Below are 15,204 nucleotides of genomic sequence, written 5' to 3'. Positions count from 1 at the left end.
GGCGCGGCATGGCCGGGCTGATGCGACAGCTTGCGGTGCTCGGCGTGCTCGCCGGCGCCGGATACGGCGGGTGGATCCTCTGGCAGGATGCCCGGCCGGCGGCGCAGGAGGCCGCCCAGCGGGCGCGCTCCGCGCCCGGCGTCGTCGTCTCCGAGGTCGCGCTCGGCTCGGTGGAACGGTCCGTCTCGGCGGTGGGCGTCGCAACGCCGGTGCAGTCGGTGCGGCTGGCGCCGGCGGCGTCGGGGCGCGTCGTCGAGCGCGCCGTCTCGGGCGGCGAGACCGTCGAGGCCGGCGAGGTGGTGCTGAAGCTGGACGAGGAGACGCAGGCCGCGGCGCTTCAGGACGCCGTCGCCGAGCTGTCCCGCGCCAGCAACGCCTTCGACCGCTCCCGCACGCTTCAGGAGCAGGGCCGCATCGCACAGACCGCCTACGAGACCGCCGCCGCCGACCTCGCCACCGCCGAGGCGGCGCTGGCGCAGGCGCGAAAGGCGCTTGCCGACCGCACCCTGCGCGCGCCCTTCGGCGGCATCGTCGGCTTTCTCGACGTGGACGCCGGCGCCATGGTCGCTTCCGGCGACGCGATCGGCACGCTCGACGACATCTCCGCGCTCGACGTCGACTTCAACGTGCCCGAGCGGTTCTTCGGGGAGGTGCAGAACGGTGCGACGATCCGGGCGACCACCGAGATCTTTCGCGGCGAGACCTTCACCGGCTTCGTGACTGCCATCGACCGCCGCATCGACACCGTCTCGCGGAGCTTCAAGGCGCGGGCGCGGGTGCCGAACCCCGGCCTGCGCATCCCGGCGGGGGCCTTCATGCGGGTGACGCTGGTGCTGGAGGCGCGAGACGGCGTGATCGCGCCCGAGGAGGCCGTCGCGCCGGAGGGGGGACGCAGCTACGTTTACGTCGTAACGCCCGAGGACCGGGCGGAGCGCCGCGAGGTGCGGCTCGGCCAGCGCCTGCCCGGCCGGGTGGAGGTTCTCGAAGGCCTCTCGCCGGGCGAGCGCGTCGTCGTGCGGGGGGTGCAGAAGGCGCGCGACGGCGCCCCCGTGGAGGTGATCGGCGTCGAGCCGCCCGAGACCTCGGCCCCGCCCACCAGCGGATCAGGCGCGATCGGAGACGCCGCCCCCGCCGTCGGAGGCGCCCGTGAGCCTGCCTGAGATCTGCCTCCGGCGGCCGGTTCTAGCCGCGGTCGTCAACCTTCTCGTCATCGTCATCGGCCTCGTCGCCATGGGCCGGCTGCCGGTGCGCGAGTTGCCCGACGTCGACGCAGCCACCGTCACCATCACCACCGAATACACCGGCGCCGCGCCGGAGGTGGTGGACGCGCAGATCACCGAAGTCATCGAGTCAGCCGTCGCCGGGGTCGCCGGCGTGCGCACCATCGACAGCTCCTCGGAGCGCGGCGATAGCCGGGTCCGCGTCGATTTCGTCACCGGGCGCAACATCGACGAGGCCGCCAACGACGTGCGCGGCGCCGTCGGGCGGGTCCAGAACCGCCTGCCGCAGGAGGCCGACGAGCCTCGCATCTACAAGAACGACAGCGACGCCGACCCGATCATCCGCATCGGCATCGTCTCGCCGCGGATGAGCGCCCAGGAGATCACCGACTACGCCGAACGCTACATCGTGGACCGGCTGGCGACGCTCGACGGCGTGGCCTCGGTGAACATCAACGGCGAGCGGCGCTATGCGATGCGCATCCAGCTCGATCCCAAGGCGCTGGCGGCGCGCGAACTCGCCGTGACCGACGTCACCGACGCCCTGCGCGCCAACAACGTGGAACTGCCGGCGGGCGAGGTCGAATCCACCTGGCGTCGCTTCCAGCTCCGCGCCGACACCCGGCTGCGCACGGCGGACGAGTTCTCCAACGTGGTGCTGCGCGTGGTGGACGGCGCCCCGGTGCGCCTGGGCGACGTGGCGCGCGTCGAGATCGGGGTCGAGAACGACGACACGACCGTGCGCAGCGACGGGCGCACCGCCGTGGGCCTCAGCGTCATCCGCCAGTCCCAGGCGAACACCATCGCCATCTCCCAGGCGGTGCGGGCCGAGATCGCGACCCTGTCGCAGTCGCTGCCGGAGGGCATGGAGCTTTTCGTCACCAGCGACGACGCGGTGTTCATTCAGGCCTCGATAACGGAGGTCGTCACCACCCTTGCGATCGCCGTCGGGCTGGTGGTGCTGGTGATCTTCCTGTTCCTCGGCTCGCCGCGCGCGACCGTGGTGCCGGCGGTGGTGATCCCGGTGGCGCTCATCGGCGCCTTCATCGGCATGCTGGCGCTGGGATACTCGATCAACATCCTGACGCTGTTCGCGATGATCCTCGCCATCGGCATCGTGGTCGACGACGCCATCGTGGTGCTGGAGAACATCCAGCGGCGGATCGAGGAGGGGCAGGCGCCCATCGCCGCCGCGGCGCTCGGCTCGCGCGAGGTCGGCTTCGCGGTGATCGCGACCTCGCTCACGCTGATCTCGGTGTTCGTGCCGATCTCTCTGATGGAGGGCAATGTCGGCAAGCTCTTCACCGAGTTCGGGATGACCATGGCCATCGCGGTCGCGTTCTCGACCTTCGTGGCGCTGACCCTGACGCCGGTGCTGTGCTGGAAGCTGCTCCGCGAGGGCTCCGGCGGCGCGCTGGAGCGGGGCATCAACGCGGTGTTCGCGCGGGTGGAGGCCGGCTACCGCGCGGCCCTGCGCGTCGCGCTGGCCTACCCCCTCGTCGTGCTGGGGCTGGCGGGGGGCTTCGCCGCGCTGTCGGTCGTTTTCTACGAGAACTCGCCGCGCGAACTGACGCCGCAGGAGGACCGCGGGGTGTTTTTCGTCATCGCCACCGGCCCGCAGGGCGCGACCAACGCCTACATGGACCGCGAGGCCCGCGAGATCGAGGCGGCGCTCGTCCCGTTCATCGAGAGCGGCGAGATCACCACCACCTTCTCGCTCATCGGCTGGCGCGACCCCAACCGCGCCTTTGTCGTCGGGCGGCTGTCGGACTGGGAGAGCGGCCGACGCTCGGCCGGCGAGATCGTGGCCCGGCTGCGCCCCGCCATGGCGAACGTGCCGGGCGCGCGGGCGATCCCGACCATGCCGGCGGGCCTGGGGCTGCGCGGCTCCCGCACGCCGCTTCAGGTGAAGCTGCTGGGGCCGGACTTCGACAGCGTCCGCGAATGGGCCGACACGCTGATGACCGAAATGCGCAGCAACCCCGGCCTGCGCGACCTCGAGATGGACTATGAGGAGACGCAGCCCGAGCTGCGGGTGGAGATCGACCGGCCGCTCGCCGACGATCTCGGCGTGTCGATCCTCGACGCCGGCGCGACGCTGCAGACCTTCTTCGCCTCGCGAGAGGCGACCCGGTATCTCGACCGGGGCCGGGAATACCCGGTGATCCTGCAGGCCGAGGAGCAGGCGCGGCGCACGGCGGCCGACCTTGCCGAAGTCTTCGTGCGCTCGCGCACCACGGGCGAGCTGATCCCGCTCGCCGCGCTGGTGCGCGTGGCGGAGGGCACCGCCTCACCGGAGTTCAACCGCTTCAACCGGTTGCCCGCCATCGAGATCTCCGGCGCGCTCAACGAGGGCTACGACATGGGCGCGGCCATCGAGGCGGTCCGCGAAGCGGCGGAGCGGAGCCTGCCGGCGGAGGCGCGCATCGCGTTTGACGGGCAGTCGCGCGAGTATGTCGAGAGTTCCTCGGGCGCCTTCACCATGCTGATCTTCGCCTGCGTGGTGGTGTATCTCGTGCTTGCGGCGCAGTTCGAGAGCTTCGTCGACCCGCTGACCATCCTGCTCAGCGCGCCGCTGGCGGTGACGGGGGCGCTGGGGGCGATCTGGCTCACCGGCCAGTCGATCAACGTCTATACGCAGATCGGGATGCTGTTGCTGCTGGGGTTGATGGCCAAGAACGGCATCCTGATCGTGGAGTTCGCCAACCAGTTGCGCGACCGCGGCGCCTCGGTGCGCGAGGCGGCGCTGGAGGGCGCGGTCCGGCGGCTGCGGCCGATCCTGATGACGGTGCTCTCGACGCTGCTGGGGGCGGCGCCGCTGGTGCTCTCGACGGGCGCGGGTTCGGAGAGCCGGGCGGCGATCGGCATGGTGATCCTCGGCGGCTTCGGCGTCGCCTCGCTGATGACGCTGTTCGTGACGCCGGTGCTGTTCGACCTGCTGGCGCGGCTGACCAAGCCGCGCGCGGCGACGGCGGGCGAGCTGGATGCGGCGCTAAAGGCCGACGCGGCCGCACAGGTGGAGCCACGGGGGGCGGCTTAGCGCGGGCTTCGGCCGCCGGCCGGGAAGCGCGGCAGGCGGCCGGTGGACCGAAGTCGCATCGCTCGACCCTTGGCCCGTGCGACCAGCACGGGCCGCGCCCTCCCTCCCCCAAGGGAGGGCGCATTGCAACGGCGTAACCCGCTGAACCGGTGAAGTTGTTTGCACCATAAACCGCGCCGCTCAGCCGTCGCAAAGCGCCCACCCGAGGGAGGGCGCGGCCCTCATCGCTCAAGAGGCGCCGCGGGGCGGATGGCTGAAATCCGCGCGAACCATCCGGCGGCCGTCTCCGCGCTCCGTCCGGCTCAGGCGGGAACGCGCGGCGCCGCAAGCCGCGCCGCGGCGACCGCCAGCGCGGCGGCGGCGGCGGTGCTGTCGATCAGCGCGACGCCCTTCGGCGCGTTGAGCAGATGCAGGACGCCGGTCATCCCGGCGCAGCCCAGCACGACGGCGCTCACGCCGTCCTCGGCGCCGGCGCGGGCGATCTCGGCGTCGATCTGCGCGGCGGCCGCCTCCGGCGTCTCCTCCAGCGCCAGCACCGGCACGCCGGAGGCGCGCACGCGGACGCAGCGGCGGTCGAGCGCGTAGCGGCGCAAGTTCTCCTCGATCACCGGGATCGAGACGGCGAGCGTCGTCACCACCGAGAAGCGGCCGCCACGCATGCAGGCTGCGAGATAGGCCGCCTCGCCGAGGCCCAGCACGGGAATGCCGCTGGCGGCGCGGGCCTCCTCCAGCCCTGTGTCGTCGAAACAGGCGATGATCGCGGCGTCCGCCTCGGTCTGATGCGCGGCGAGGCGCGCCAGCACGCCGGGCGTCGCGGCGTCGCCGTCCGCCGCGCCCTGGATCGCCGGCGGCCCGTCATGGTTGGTGAGCGCGGTGATCGAGACGCCCGGCCCTGCGGCGGCCTGCGCGCCGCGCGCGATGGCGCGGGTCATCGCCTCGGTCGCGTTCGGGTTGACGATCAGCAACCGCATCAGCCGGCCCTCCCCGCGCGGCGCCGCATCAGCCATACCACCGCCAGCAGGCTCAGGATGATCGCCAGCGAGAAGACCGTGGTCAGCGTGCCGAGGGCGTAGAGCACCGGCGTGGTGACGTTGGTGGTCATGCCGTAGATCTCCAGCGGCAGGGTGTTGTAGCTGCCCGCCGCCAGCAGCGTGCGGGCGAACTCGTCGTAGCTGAGCGTGAAGCCGAACAGCGCGACGCCGATCAGCGCCGGCGCGATGATCGGCAGCACGACATGGCGCACCGTCTGCCAGGGCGAGGCGCCGAGGTCGCGCGCGGCCTCCTCATAGGCGGGATCGAAGCGGTTGAAGATCGCGAACATGATCAAGAGGCCGAAGGGCAGCGTCCAGGTGAGCTGCGCGCCGAAGCCCGACGACGCCCAGTGCACGCGCAGGCCGAGCTGGTCGAACAGCAGCCCCACGCCGAGCGACACGAGGATCGAGGGAATGATGAGGCTCGCCACCGCAAGGAAGAACAGCGCCCCGGCGCCGGGGAACCGCTTGCGGAACGCCAGCCCGCTCATCACCGAGACGACGACCGTCACCACCATCACCATCATGCCCAGCGCCAGCGAGCGCCGGAACGCGCCCCAGATGTCGCCGACCGCCTGCTGCTCGAAGAGGTCGGCGAACCAGTGCGTCGACCAGCCGTTCATCGGGAAGGTCAGCCCGCCCTGCGGCCCCTGGAACGACAGGATGGCGATGGTGATGATCGGGCCGTAGAGAAACAGCACGAACAGGCCGAAGAAGATCGCCAGCGGGAAGAAGGATCGCGTGCGGCGCTCCATGGCTCAAAGCTCCCGGCGGATGTCGACGGCGCGCAGCATCGCCGCGATGATGATGAGCACGGTGATCAGCAGCACCACCGCCGAGGCCGCCGCCGCGGGGTATTGCAGCAGCGCGATCTCGTTGGAGATCACCCGGCCCACCGAGGCGGAGTTGCCGCCCGACATGAATCGCACGGTGATGAAGTCCCCCATCACCAGCGTAACCACGAAGATCGAGCCGATCATGATCCCCGGTTTCGTCAGCGGGATGATGACGTTGGTGAGGATCTGGAAGCCCGACGCGCCGGCGTCGCGCGCGGCCTCGATCAGCGAGCGGTCGATGCGCATCATGGTGTTGAAGATCGGCACCACCATGAACAGCGTGTAGAGGTGGACGAAGGCCAGCACCACGGCGAAGTCGGAAAACAGCAGCCACTCCAGCGGCGCGTCGATCAGACCCAGTTCGATCAGCGTCGAGTTCGCCAGCCCGTTGCGGCCGAGGAAAGGTATCCACGAGATCATGCGGATGATGTTCGAGGTCCAGAACGGGATCGTGCAGAGCAGGAAAAGCGCGACCTGCCAGACGAGACTGCGGACATGGAAGGCGAGGAAGAACGCCACGGTGAAGCCGATCGTCAGGCAGAAGAACCAGCTCAGCAGAACATAGGTGAAGGTCTTGATGTAGACCTGCAGCGTGACCGGCGAGGTCAGCAGAAAGACGTAGTTCTCAAGGTTGAAGTCGGGGCCGTAGGACCATTCCGTCGCGGTCCAGAAGCTCACGGTGACGATCATCAGGATCGGCAGAACGAGAAAGAAGCCGAGCACCAGCGCAAGCGGCGTCGCCAGAAGCCAGCCGGTGACGGCGGAAGGCAGGCGGGCGAGGGTCATGCGGGTCGTTCTCCTTGGCCGGGGCGCGAGGCCCTCACCCCTGCCCTCTCCCGCAGGCGGGAGAGGGGACGGTATGGGCGCGGGCGGCGCGCCGGATGAACGCGCCGCCCGCCTTCGATCCTCAGCGGGTCAGGCGGCGATGAACTCGTTCCACTTGCGGACCATGTAGAGGTTCTCGTCCATCACGGCGTTCCAGCAGGCGACCGCGCCCATGCGCTCGTAGAACGAGCCGCCGTCGCGGGTCGAGCCCGGCTGCTCCATCGTCACGCCCTGCGGGTTGACGATCTCGCCCTGCGCCGGCTTGCCCTCGAACCAGAAGCCCCACTCGTCCGCGGACATGAAGTTCTTCGAGGTCTCGGGCACGGCGGAGTAGTAGCCCTGCCGCATCAGGTAGCCGCCGACCCAGCCGGAGAGATACCAGTTGATGTACTCGTAGGCCGCATCCAGCTCCAGCCCGCTGAGGTTCTTCGACAGGCCGATGCCGCCGCCCCAGGAGCGGTAGCCCTCCTCCAGCGGCTGGTAGACGCAGGGGATGCCCTTGGACTTCACCGCCGTGATCGCGGGCGACCACATCGACTGGATCACCACCTCGCCCGACGCCATCAGGTTCACGCTCTCGTCGAAGCTTTTCCAGAAGGCGCGGAACTGGCCGGCCTTCTTGGCCTCGGTGAAGATGCCGATGGTCTTGTCGATCTCGGCGCGGGTCATGTTGCCCTTGTCGCCGTAGGTGATCTCGCCCATCGACTCGCAGACCATCGCCATGTCCATGATGCCGATGGCGGAGATGTCGAGCAGCGAGGCCTTGCCGCGGAACTCGGGGTTCAGCAGCTCGCTCCAGTTGCTGATCGGGCGGTTGATGAGATCGGGGCGGATGCCCAGCGTGTCGGCGTTGTAGATGGTCGGGATCAGCGTCATCCAGCCCGACTCCTCCTGAACGAAGGTGTTCGAGCCGGGACCCTCGACGAAGCCGACCGTGTGCGGCGCGGTGCCCTGGGCGATGGTGCTCTCGGGCGTCAGCTTGCCCGTCTTGAACAGCGGAACGATCTTGTCGTAGAGCGCGATGCGGCTGACATCCATCGCCTGCAGGTTGCCGGCGGGCCAGACCTTCTTGCAGATCCAGTACTCGATGTCGGCGATGTCGAAGCTGTCGGGCTGGGTGGCGGCGCGCTGGGTGACGCTGTCGCTGTCGAGCGCGGTCATCTCGAGCGTGAAGCCGAGATCCTCCTTCACCTTCACCGCCACGTCGTTGAGGTTGGAGACGCCGGTGCCGAACTGGCGCAGCGTGATGTCCTTGATGTTCTGGGCCCAGATCATCGGGGCGGGAAAGGCCGTGGCGGTCGCCGCTGCGGCGGCGCCGCCGAGCAGCTGTCGGCGCGAGGGGCCTTTCGTCGAAATGCGAGTCGGTTCGTCGGTCATGTCGTTCTCCCTGTTCTGATTGGCTGGCGGGGCGGATCTCAGCCGGCGAGCGCGTGCTGGTCGGCATGGTCCCAGCCGACCGTGACGGTCGCGCCGGGGTCGAAGGGGTCGGCGTAGAAGGCCGCGTCGCTGAGCGTGGCGCTGAGTTCGGCCCCATCGGCGGCGCGCATCGCGACGATCACCACGGTCCCCTGGAACTCCGCTCCGGTGACGGTGGCCGACAGCGCGCCCTCCCCGCTGCGCGACAGGCGCGTGCGGTCCGCGCGCACGGCGATCTTGCCGGCGCCGTTGGCCAAGACGTTGTGGCCGCCCATGAAGCGCGCGACGAATTCGGTGCGGGGCGCGTCGAACACCTCGCGCGGCGAGCCGGACTGTTCGATGCGCCCGCCGTTCATCACGATGATGTCGTCCGACAGCGCCATCGCCTCGTCCTGGCCGTGGGTGACGTGGATGAAGGTGACGCCGAGCTCGCGCTGGAGCCGCTTCAGCTCCACCCTCATGCGCACGCGCAGGAACGGGTCGAGCGCCGACAGCGGCTCGTCGAGCAGCAGCACGCGCGGCTCGGTGATCAGCGCGCGCGCCAGCGCGACGCGCTGCTGCTGGCCGCCCGAGAGCTGCGCCGGGCGGCGCTCGGCCATCGGCGCGATCTCGACCATCTCCAGCAGGGTCATGGCGCGCCGGCGGCGCTCGTTCTTCTCGACGCCCTTCATCTTGAGGCTGAAGGCGACGTTCTCCCACACGCTGAGATGGGGAAACAGCGCATAGCTCTGGAACATCATCGCCGTGCCGCGCGCGGCGGGCGGGGCGTGGGTGATGTTGTCCGCGCCGAGCACGATGTCGCCGGAGGTGGCGGTCTCGTGGCCGGCGATCATCCGCAGCGTGGTGGACTTGCCGCAGCCCGAAGGCCCGAGCAGGCAGCAGTAGCGCCCCGAGGCGAAGACGTGGCTGACCGCATCGACGGCCGCCGCCGCGCCGTAGCGCTTCGTCAGACTGGCCAGTTCGAGGTCGAGCGCGTCACGCATCTGCGGCTCCTTCGTCGTCGGTTCCGAATCCGATCTCCCGGCAGGGAGCAAGTTGCGGGCCAGAGCGGCGCGGCGGCGGCGAAACCCTTGAATCGCAGGGCTTCCGGCGCATCCTCGCGTCAGTGACGGCGGCGCGCGGCCCGAAGGCGCCCCCGACGGGGCAGTTTAGTGCACAAACTGCCGCAATATTGTACACAAATTTTTCTTGGCGCGACACGCGGGCGCCATGCATGCTCATCGCATGGAGACACGGGACGCCGAGAACTGGCCTGACGCCGCCGCGCCGCCCGCGACGACGCCGACGGACCGCGTGCGCGAACGGCTTCTGCGCGCGGTTCTCGAGCAGCGGCTGCCTCCCGGCGCCAAGCTGACCGAGGACGAGATCGCCGGTCTGTGCGGCGTTAGCCGGACGGTGGTGCGCGCCGCGCTCCAGGCGCTCAGCCATGACGGCGTGGTGGTGCTCGAGCGCCATCGCGGGGCCTTCGTCGCCGCGCCGAGCCCGCAATCCGCCCGCGAGGTCTTCGAGGCCCGCGCGCTGCTGGAGCCCGCCGTCGCGCGGGCGGCGGCGCGCCACGCCGACGCCGAGGCGCTGGCGCGCCTCGCCCGCCACATCGAGGCGGAGCACGCCGCGCTGGAAGCCGGCGAACTGGGTCGCGCGGTGCACCTCTCGGGGCGGTTTCATTTGGTGATCGCGGAGATGTCGCGCCACCAGACCATCGCGGCGCTGCTCGGCGGCCTGATCGCGCGGTCGGCCCTGGTGCTGGCGCTCTACGCCCGGCTGCCCGACACGCTCTGCGAGCGCCACGCCCACGGCGCCCTCCTCGCCGCGCTGACCGCACGCGACGCCGACGCCGCCGAGGCGGCCATGCGGCGCCACCTCGCCGATCTGCTCGCCGGCCTGGACCTTGCGCCGAGGGCGCCGTCCAAACCCGACCTGGCGAGGGCGCTCTCGACCGGCTGAGGCGCGCGCGGCGCGGCGGGTCGCAACGCGAATCGCGCGGGCGGCGGCGCCTCCGCTCCAGGGCGCGATCCTCGCGAGGATCGTCTCCATGCGCCTCGCGGCGATACGGGGGCCGAGCGACAGGTCGCGGCGACGTCGCGGCTCGACAGGCCAGGCGGCGTAGCGGCGGAGATGAAGCGGGCGCGCACGTCGCCGGAGGCGGCGCGGCCGGTCATCGCGCGGCGGAGGCCGCCGCTGGCGGGGCCGGCGCCGGGCGAGGACGCGCCGCAAGACGCTGACGCGGTCGGACGGCGCAAAGGCCCGCCCGACTTCGATTCCCTTCAAGATCGCGCGCCGACGCCGGCAGGGCGGTGCGCACGCCCGCCCCGACGCGACGCTTCCCGCGCCGCCGCTTGCGGCGTAGAAGCGCGGCCATGAGCAACCCGCCAGATATCCGCCCCGACCGCGCCGCGCCCAGTCTGCGCCCTGACGCGCGAGGAGGGGACACGCCCCGCCCTGGCCAGCCGACCATCGGCATGGTCTCGCTCGGCTGTCCCAAGGCGCTCGTGGACAGCGAGCGCATCCTCACGCGCCTGCGCGCCGAGGGCTACGCCGTCGCGCCCGACTACGCCGGCGCGCAGGCCGTGATCGTCAACACCTGCGGCTTCCTCGACAGCGCCAAGGCCGAGAGCCTCGAGGCCATCGGCGAGGCGCTGGCGGAGAACGGGCGCGTCATCGTCACCGGCTGCTACGGCGCCGACGAAGCGGCCATCCGCGGCGCGCACCCTGCGGTGCTCGCCGTCACCGGCCCGCAGCAGTACGAGGCGGTGATGGAAGCGGTGCATGCGGCCGTCCCGCCCGCGCCCGACCCGTTCATCGACCTGATCCCGGCGGCGGGCGTGCGCCTGACCCCGCGCCACTACGCCTATCTCAAGATCTCCGAGGGCTGCGACCACAAGTGCCGCTTCTGCGTCATCCCCTCGATGCGCGGCAAGCTCGCGTCGCGCCCCGCGGCGGCGGTTCTGCGCGAGGCCGAGAAGCTGGTCGAGAGCGGCGTGAGGGAGCTGCTCGTCATCAGTCAGGACACCAGCGCCTACGGCCGCGACATCGGCTACGCCACGAGCCGGTGGTCCGGCGGCGAGGCGCGGGCGCACATCACCGATCTGGCGCGCGACCTGGGCTCGCTCGGGGCGTGGGTGCGGCTGCACTACGTCTACCCCTACCCCCATGTGAGCGAGCTGATCCCGCTGATGGCGGAGGGCCTCGTCCTGCCCTATCTCGACGTGCCGTTCCAGCACGCCAGCCCCTCGGTGCTGAAGGCGATGCGGCGGCCGGCCAACGAGGCGAAGACGCTGGACCGCATCCGCGACTGGCGCGCGATCTGCCCCGACCTCGCGATCCGGTCGACCTTCATCGTCGGCTTTCCCGGCGAGACCGAGGCGGACTTCCAGCATCTGCTCGACTGGCTGGAGGAGGCGCGGCTCGATCGCGTCGGCGCCTTCCAGTATGAGAACGTTTCGGGCGCCGCGGCGAACGACCTGCCCGGCCATGTGCCGGCCGAGGTGAAGCAGGAGCGGTTCGAGCGGTTCATGGCGGCGGCGGGCCGCATCTCGGAGGCGAAGCTGGCGGAGAAGGTCGGCCGTCGGCTCGACGTGCTGGTGGACGCGGTCGACGAGGACGGCGCGGAATGCCGGTCCTACGCCGAGGCGCCGGAAATCGACGGCGCCGTTTTCATCGACGAAGATTTTGCGGACCTCAAGCCCGGCGACATGGTGTCGGTGGAGATCGACGAGGCGGGCGAACACGACCTCTGGGCGCGGCGGGTCTAGGCGCCGCGCGCCCGGCGGTCTCCACCGATGCGGCGCCTTCGCAGGCTCAGGCGGCGTCGGCCGCGACCAGCGGCGCGAGGCTGGTCCATCGCACCGGCAGGCAGTGGAAGATCACCGCCCCGAAGCTCGGCCGGCGGGTCTCCTCCCCCTCGACCCCGCCGAGCCGGGCGTAGAAGGCGCGCGCGCGCAGATTCCGCACGGCCACGGTCAGCTCGACCGCGTCGCGCCCCTGCGCCGCCAGCCGTCGCGCCGCCTCCGCCATCAGCCGCCGCCCGACGCCGCCCCCGCGCAGGCCGGGGCGGACATGCAGGTTGTCGATGTAGGGCGTCGCGCGGCTCCAGACGGTGATGAAGCCGTCGAGCGCGCCGTCCGGCGCCTCGGCGGCCAGCACGACGTCGTCCGGGCCGATCTCGAGGTCGCGCCAGCGCTGCTCGACGTCGCCCGCGAACGCGCCTGCGAGGTAGTCGGCGGGGATCAGCGCGGCGTACGCGTCCCGCCAGCCCGCCACCTGCAGCGCGGCGAGGGCCGGGCGGTCCGCGTCGGTCGCCGCGCGCAGGCGGTGCGGCCTCCCGGTCATCTTTCGGGTCCGTCGGCGTCGGGGATGTCGCCCGCGATCGGCTTCACAGACAGCGTCGGGGCGCCGGGCGCCTCGCCGCGCCGCGCCGCGCCTTCGGAGACCATGCGCATCGGCGGGGCCGTGCCGTCGCGGTTCTCGCCGAACCAGATGGTGGTGTGCGGGAACGGGATCTCGATGCCCGCCGCGTCAAGCCGCTTCTTGACCGCCTCGTTGTAGGCGCGGCCCACGCCCCACTGCGCGCCCGGCCGCGTGCGGATGCGCGCGCGCAGCACCACGGCGCTGTCGCCGAGTTCCTGCACGCCGAACCACTCCATCGCGCCAAGGATCAGCGGCCGCTGCGCGGGGTCGGCGCGCAGGTCGTCGAAGGCGGCCGTCATCGCCTCCTTCGCGTCGTCGATGTTCTCGCGGTAGGCGATGCCGACGTCGGCGACGTGGAAGGCGAAGCCGCGGTTGAAGTTCGACACCATGTCGACCGATGAGAACGGGATGATGTGGAACGTCCCGTCGAGCGCGCGCAGGCTGACCGAGCGGATCGTCAGCTTCTCGACCGCGCCGGTCGTTCCCGCCACCGTGATGACGTCGCCGACGTTGATCGCGCTCTCGAACTGAATGAACACGCCGGTGATGATGTCCTGCACCAGCTTCTGCGCGCCGAAGCCGATGGCGAGGCCGAGCACGCCGGCGGAGGCCAGCAGCGGCGCGATGTCGATGCCGAGTTCCGACAGCACGAACATCGACGTGATGATGATCAGCGCGATCGTCACCGCGTTGCGCATCAGCGTCAGCAAGGTCTGCTCGCGCGAGGTGGCCGCCTCCGCCCGCTCGGGGTTGAGGCGATAGTCGACCCACGAGGCGATGGCCAGCCACAACAGGAAGGCCATCACCACGATGATCATCACGCTGGCGGTGGCGGAGGCGAAGTCCTCGCCGAAGCGCCGCGCGAACCAGCCGCCGACGTCGTAGAGCCCGGCGATGTCGATGGCGAAGCCGATCGTGGCGATCGTCAGCAGGAACCGCAAGACGCCGAGGAACTGCACGAGGAACCCGTTCAGCCGCCCCTCCAGCAGCGGCACGGCTGTGGAGACGTTCTCCGGCAGCCGGACGCCGTGACGCGCCGCGCGCGCCGCCAGCACGCCGGCCCCGGCGCCGAGCGCCAGCACCGCGGCGACGCGGGCGGACGCGGCGAGGATCGGCTCGACCGCGCCTGAACTGGAGACGGCCGTGGTGAAGAGCAGCAGCAGGAACGCCATCGCCGGCCAGTGCCACAGCGACGCAGCCGCGGCGATCACGCGCAGCGTGGCGTCGCCGCCGGCCGCCTCGGCCTTCGCGCGCAGCCAGGCCGACGGCGCCTTGCGGTGGCGGATCACCAGCGCCATCGACCAAATCAGCACCAGCGCATAGACGACGACCTGCACGGCGCGGCCGGTGAAGATCGACACCGTCTCGTTGACGATGGGCGTCACCAGCAGCAGGCCGTAGCCCAGAATGCTCACCAGCCCGCTGAAACGCCCGGTCCAGTAGCGCGCGGCGGCGTTGTCGAACGGCGCGAGGCGCAGGGCGCCTATCTCGGGCGAGGTGATCGACCGGATCGCGACCTTCACCATCTGCACAATCAGGAAGGCGTTGAGGTAGAGCGGTCCTCGTACGCCGTCGTTCACGGCGCTGTCGATGGCGAAATAGGAGATGGCGTTGCCGATCGCCCAGGCGATGACGACCGTAAGCGCGTCGATCAGCACGCCGCCCACCCAGAGCGCCCCGCGCCCCGGCAGCGTCGCGTCGCGCGCCGCGTCCCGCATCCCCGCGAACATCCGCCGCGCCAGCCAGCGCAGGGCGATGTAGACGACCACGGTGGCGACGATCAGCGTCGCCAGTTCGCGCCCGGCCTGGAGAAGCGCCTGCCCGCGCTCTCCGCTGATGGCGCGCAGCCGCCGCTCGGTGGCGCTCAGTCCGTTCAGGAACGCCTCGCTGCGCTCCAGCGCCTCGTCCCAGATCTCGCGCGTGAGGATGGCGAGGGCGCGGCCGACGCTCTGGGGGGCGCCCTCCTGGGCGCCGGTCTCGCCCGCGTCGGGCGACGGCGATCCGGGCGTCGCGGCGGCCTCGGACGCGGCCTGAGAGGGGGCCTGAGAGGGGGCGGGGGCGTCCGCCGCCGGCGGCGCCGCGCCCTCGGCGGCGGCCGGCTGCTGCGCGCCGCCTTCGGGCGACGCCGCGTCCGCCCGCGCGCCGGTCAGCCGCTCCAACTCGTCCACCAGCCGCGCGCGCGCGGCGTCGTCGCGCAGCGCCTCCAGAAGGGCCCGCAGCGCCCCGTCTCCGGCCGGCTGCGCCGCCGCCGCGGGCGCGGCCTGCGGCTGGACGGGCGAGGGTCCGGTCTGCGCCAGGCTCGGCTGCCCGACGACCGCGGCGAGCAGGACGGCGAGGAACGCGATGATCGGCATGGGACGACTCCGGAAGCTGCGCCCGCAGTCCTAGCCCGCCGGGCCGCTTCGGGCCAGCCGCCCCTCCGGCGTGCA

Annotated in this window: 11 protein-coding genes; 4 read left to right on the top strand and 7 right to left on the bottom strand. The window is 71.4% G+C overall.

All coding sequences use genetic code 11. The features are described from left to right. Positions 1-8: 8 nt before the first annotated feature. Together BLW43_RS12285 and BLW43_RS12280 are read left to right on the top strand one after the other, a co-directional pair. Positions 9-1,160 (top strand): efflux RND transporter periplasmic adaptor subunit, encoded by a 1,152-nt coding sequence (locus tag BLW43_RS12285; protein WP_093253812.1) that lies wholly within the window; start codon positions 9-11, stop codon positions 1,158-1,160. After that, positions 1,147-4,260: an efflux RND transporter permease subunit gene (locus tag BLW43_RS12280; protein ID WP_093253810.1), complete on the top strand. Its 3,114-nt coding sequence runs from the start codon at positions 1,147-1,149 to the stop codon at positions 4,258-4,260. Before BLW43_RS12285 ends, BLW43_RS12280 begins: the two co-directional genes overlap by 14 nt. Before the next feature lie 302 nt (positions 4,261-4,562). Here the strand turns inward: BLW43_RS12280 and BLW43_RS12275 are convergent, their stop codons facing one another. The 5 genes from BLW43_RS12275 to BLW43_RS12255 all read right to left on the bottom strand — a co-directional run bounded on the left by BLW43_RS12275 (position 4,563) and on the right by BLW43_RS12255 (position 9,351). Then, entirely contained in the window at positions 4,563-5,231 is a 669-nt protein-coding gene (locus BLW43_RS12275) for an aspartate/glutamate racemase family protein (protein WP_093253922.1), read from the bottom strand. After that, positions 5,231-6,046 (bottom strand): ABC transporter permease, encoded by an 816-nt coding sequence (locus tag BLW43_RS12270; RefSeq protein ID WP_093253807.1) that lies wholly within the window; start codon positions 6,044-6,046, stop codon positions 5,231-5,233. The genes BLW43_RS12275 and BLW43_RS12270 overlap by 1 nt, the downstream gene beginning before the upstream one ends. A 3-nt stretch (positions 6,047-6,049) precedes the next feature. Next, positions 6,050-6,913, bottom strand: a complete 864-nt coding sequence (locus BLW43_RS12265; protein WP_093253804.1) for an ABC transporter permease — start codon at positions 6,911-6,913, stop codon at positions 6,050-6,052. Between the two features lie 129 nt (positions 6,914-7,042). Further along, positions 7,043-8,329 (bottom strand): ABC transporter substrate-binding protein, encoded by a 1,287-nt coding sequence (locus BLW43_RS12260; RefSeq protein WP_093253801.1) that lies wholly within the window; start codon positions 8,327-8,329, stop codon positions 7,043-7,045. A 38-nt stretch (positions 8,330-8,367) separates the two neighbouring features. Continuing rightward, positions 8,368-9,351, bottom strand: coding sequence for an ABC transporter ATP-binding protein (locus BLW43_RS12255; RefSeq protein WP_093253799.1), 984 nt, complete (start codon positions 9,349-9,351; stop codon positions 8,368-8,370). A 241-nt stretch (positions 9,352-9,592) separates the two neighbouring features. On the opposite strand from BLW43_RS12255, the gene BLW43_RS12250 reads away from it, so the two are divergent. Together BLW43_RS12250 and rimO are read left to right on the top strand one after the other, a co-directional pair. Further along, complete coding sequence (locus BLW43_RS12250; protein WP_093253797.1) at positions 9,593-10,312, top strand: GntR family transcriptional regulator; 720 nt, start codon at positions 9,593-9,595, stop codon at positions 10,310-10,312. Between the two features lie 413 nt (positions 10,313-10,725). After that, positions 10,726-12,120 (top strand): 30S ribosomal protein S12 methylthiotransferase RimO, encoded by a 1,395-nt coding sequence (gene rimO, locus BLW43_RS12245; RefSeq protein ID WP_093253796.1) that lies wholly within the window; start codon positions 10,726-10,728, stop codon positions 12,118-12,120. 46 nt (positions 12,121-12,166) lie between these two features. Here the strand turns inward: rimO and BLW43_RS12240 are convergent, their stop codons facing one another. After that, positions 12,167-12,697, bottom strand: a complete 531-nt coding sequence (locus BLW43_RS12240; RefSeq protein WP_093253794.1) for a GNAT family N-acetyltransferase — start codon at positions 12,695-12,697, stop codon at positions 12,167-12,169. Beyond that, the gene (locus BLW43_RS12235) at positions 12,694-15,129 is read right to left on the bottom strand and encodes a mechanosensitive ion channel domain-containing protein (protein ID WP_093253792.1); all 2,436 of its coding nucleotides are present in this window, start codon (positions 15,127-15,129) and stop codon (positions 12,694-12,696) included. The genes BLW43_RS12240 and BLW43_RS12235 overlap by 4 nt, the downstream gene beginning before the upstream one ends. Positions 15,130-15,204: the final 75 nt, after the last annotated feature.

The sequence above is a fragment of the Rubrimonas cliftonensis genome (assembly GCF_900107585.1).
In the GTDB taxonomy this organism is placed as follows: Bacteria; Pseudomonadota; Alphaproteobacteria; order Rhodobacterales; family Rhodobacteraceae; genus Rubrimonas; species Rubrimonas cliftonensis.
Note: the sequence above shows the minus strand (reverse complement) of the source record. Positions and strands in the feature narration are given on the sequence as shown.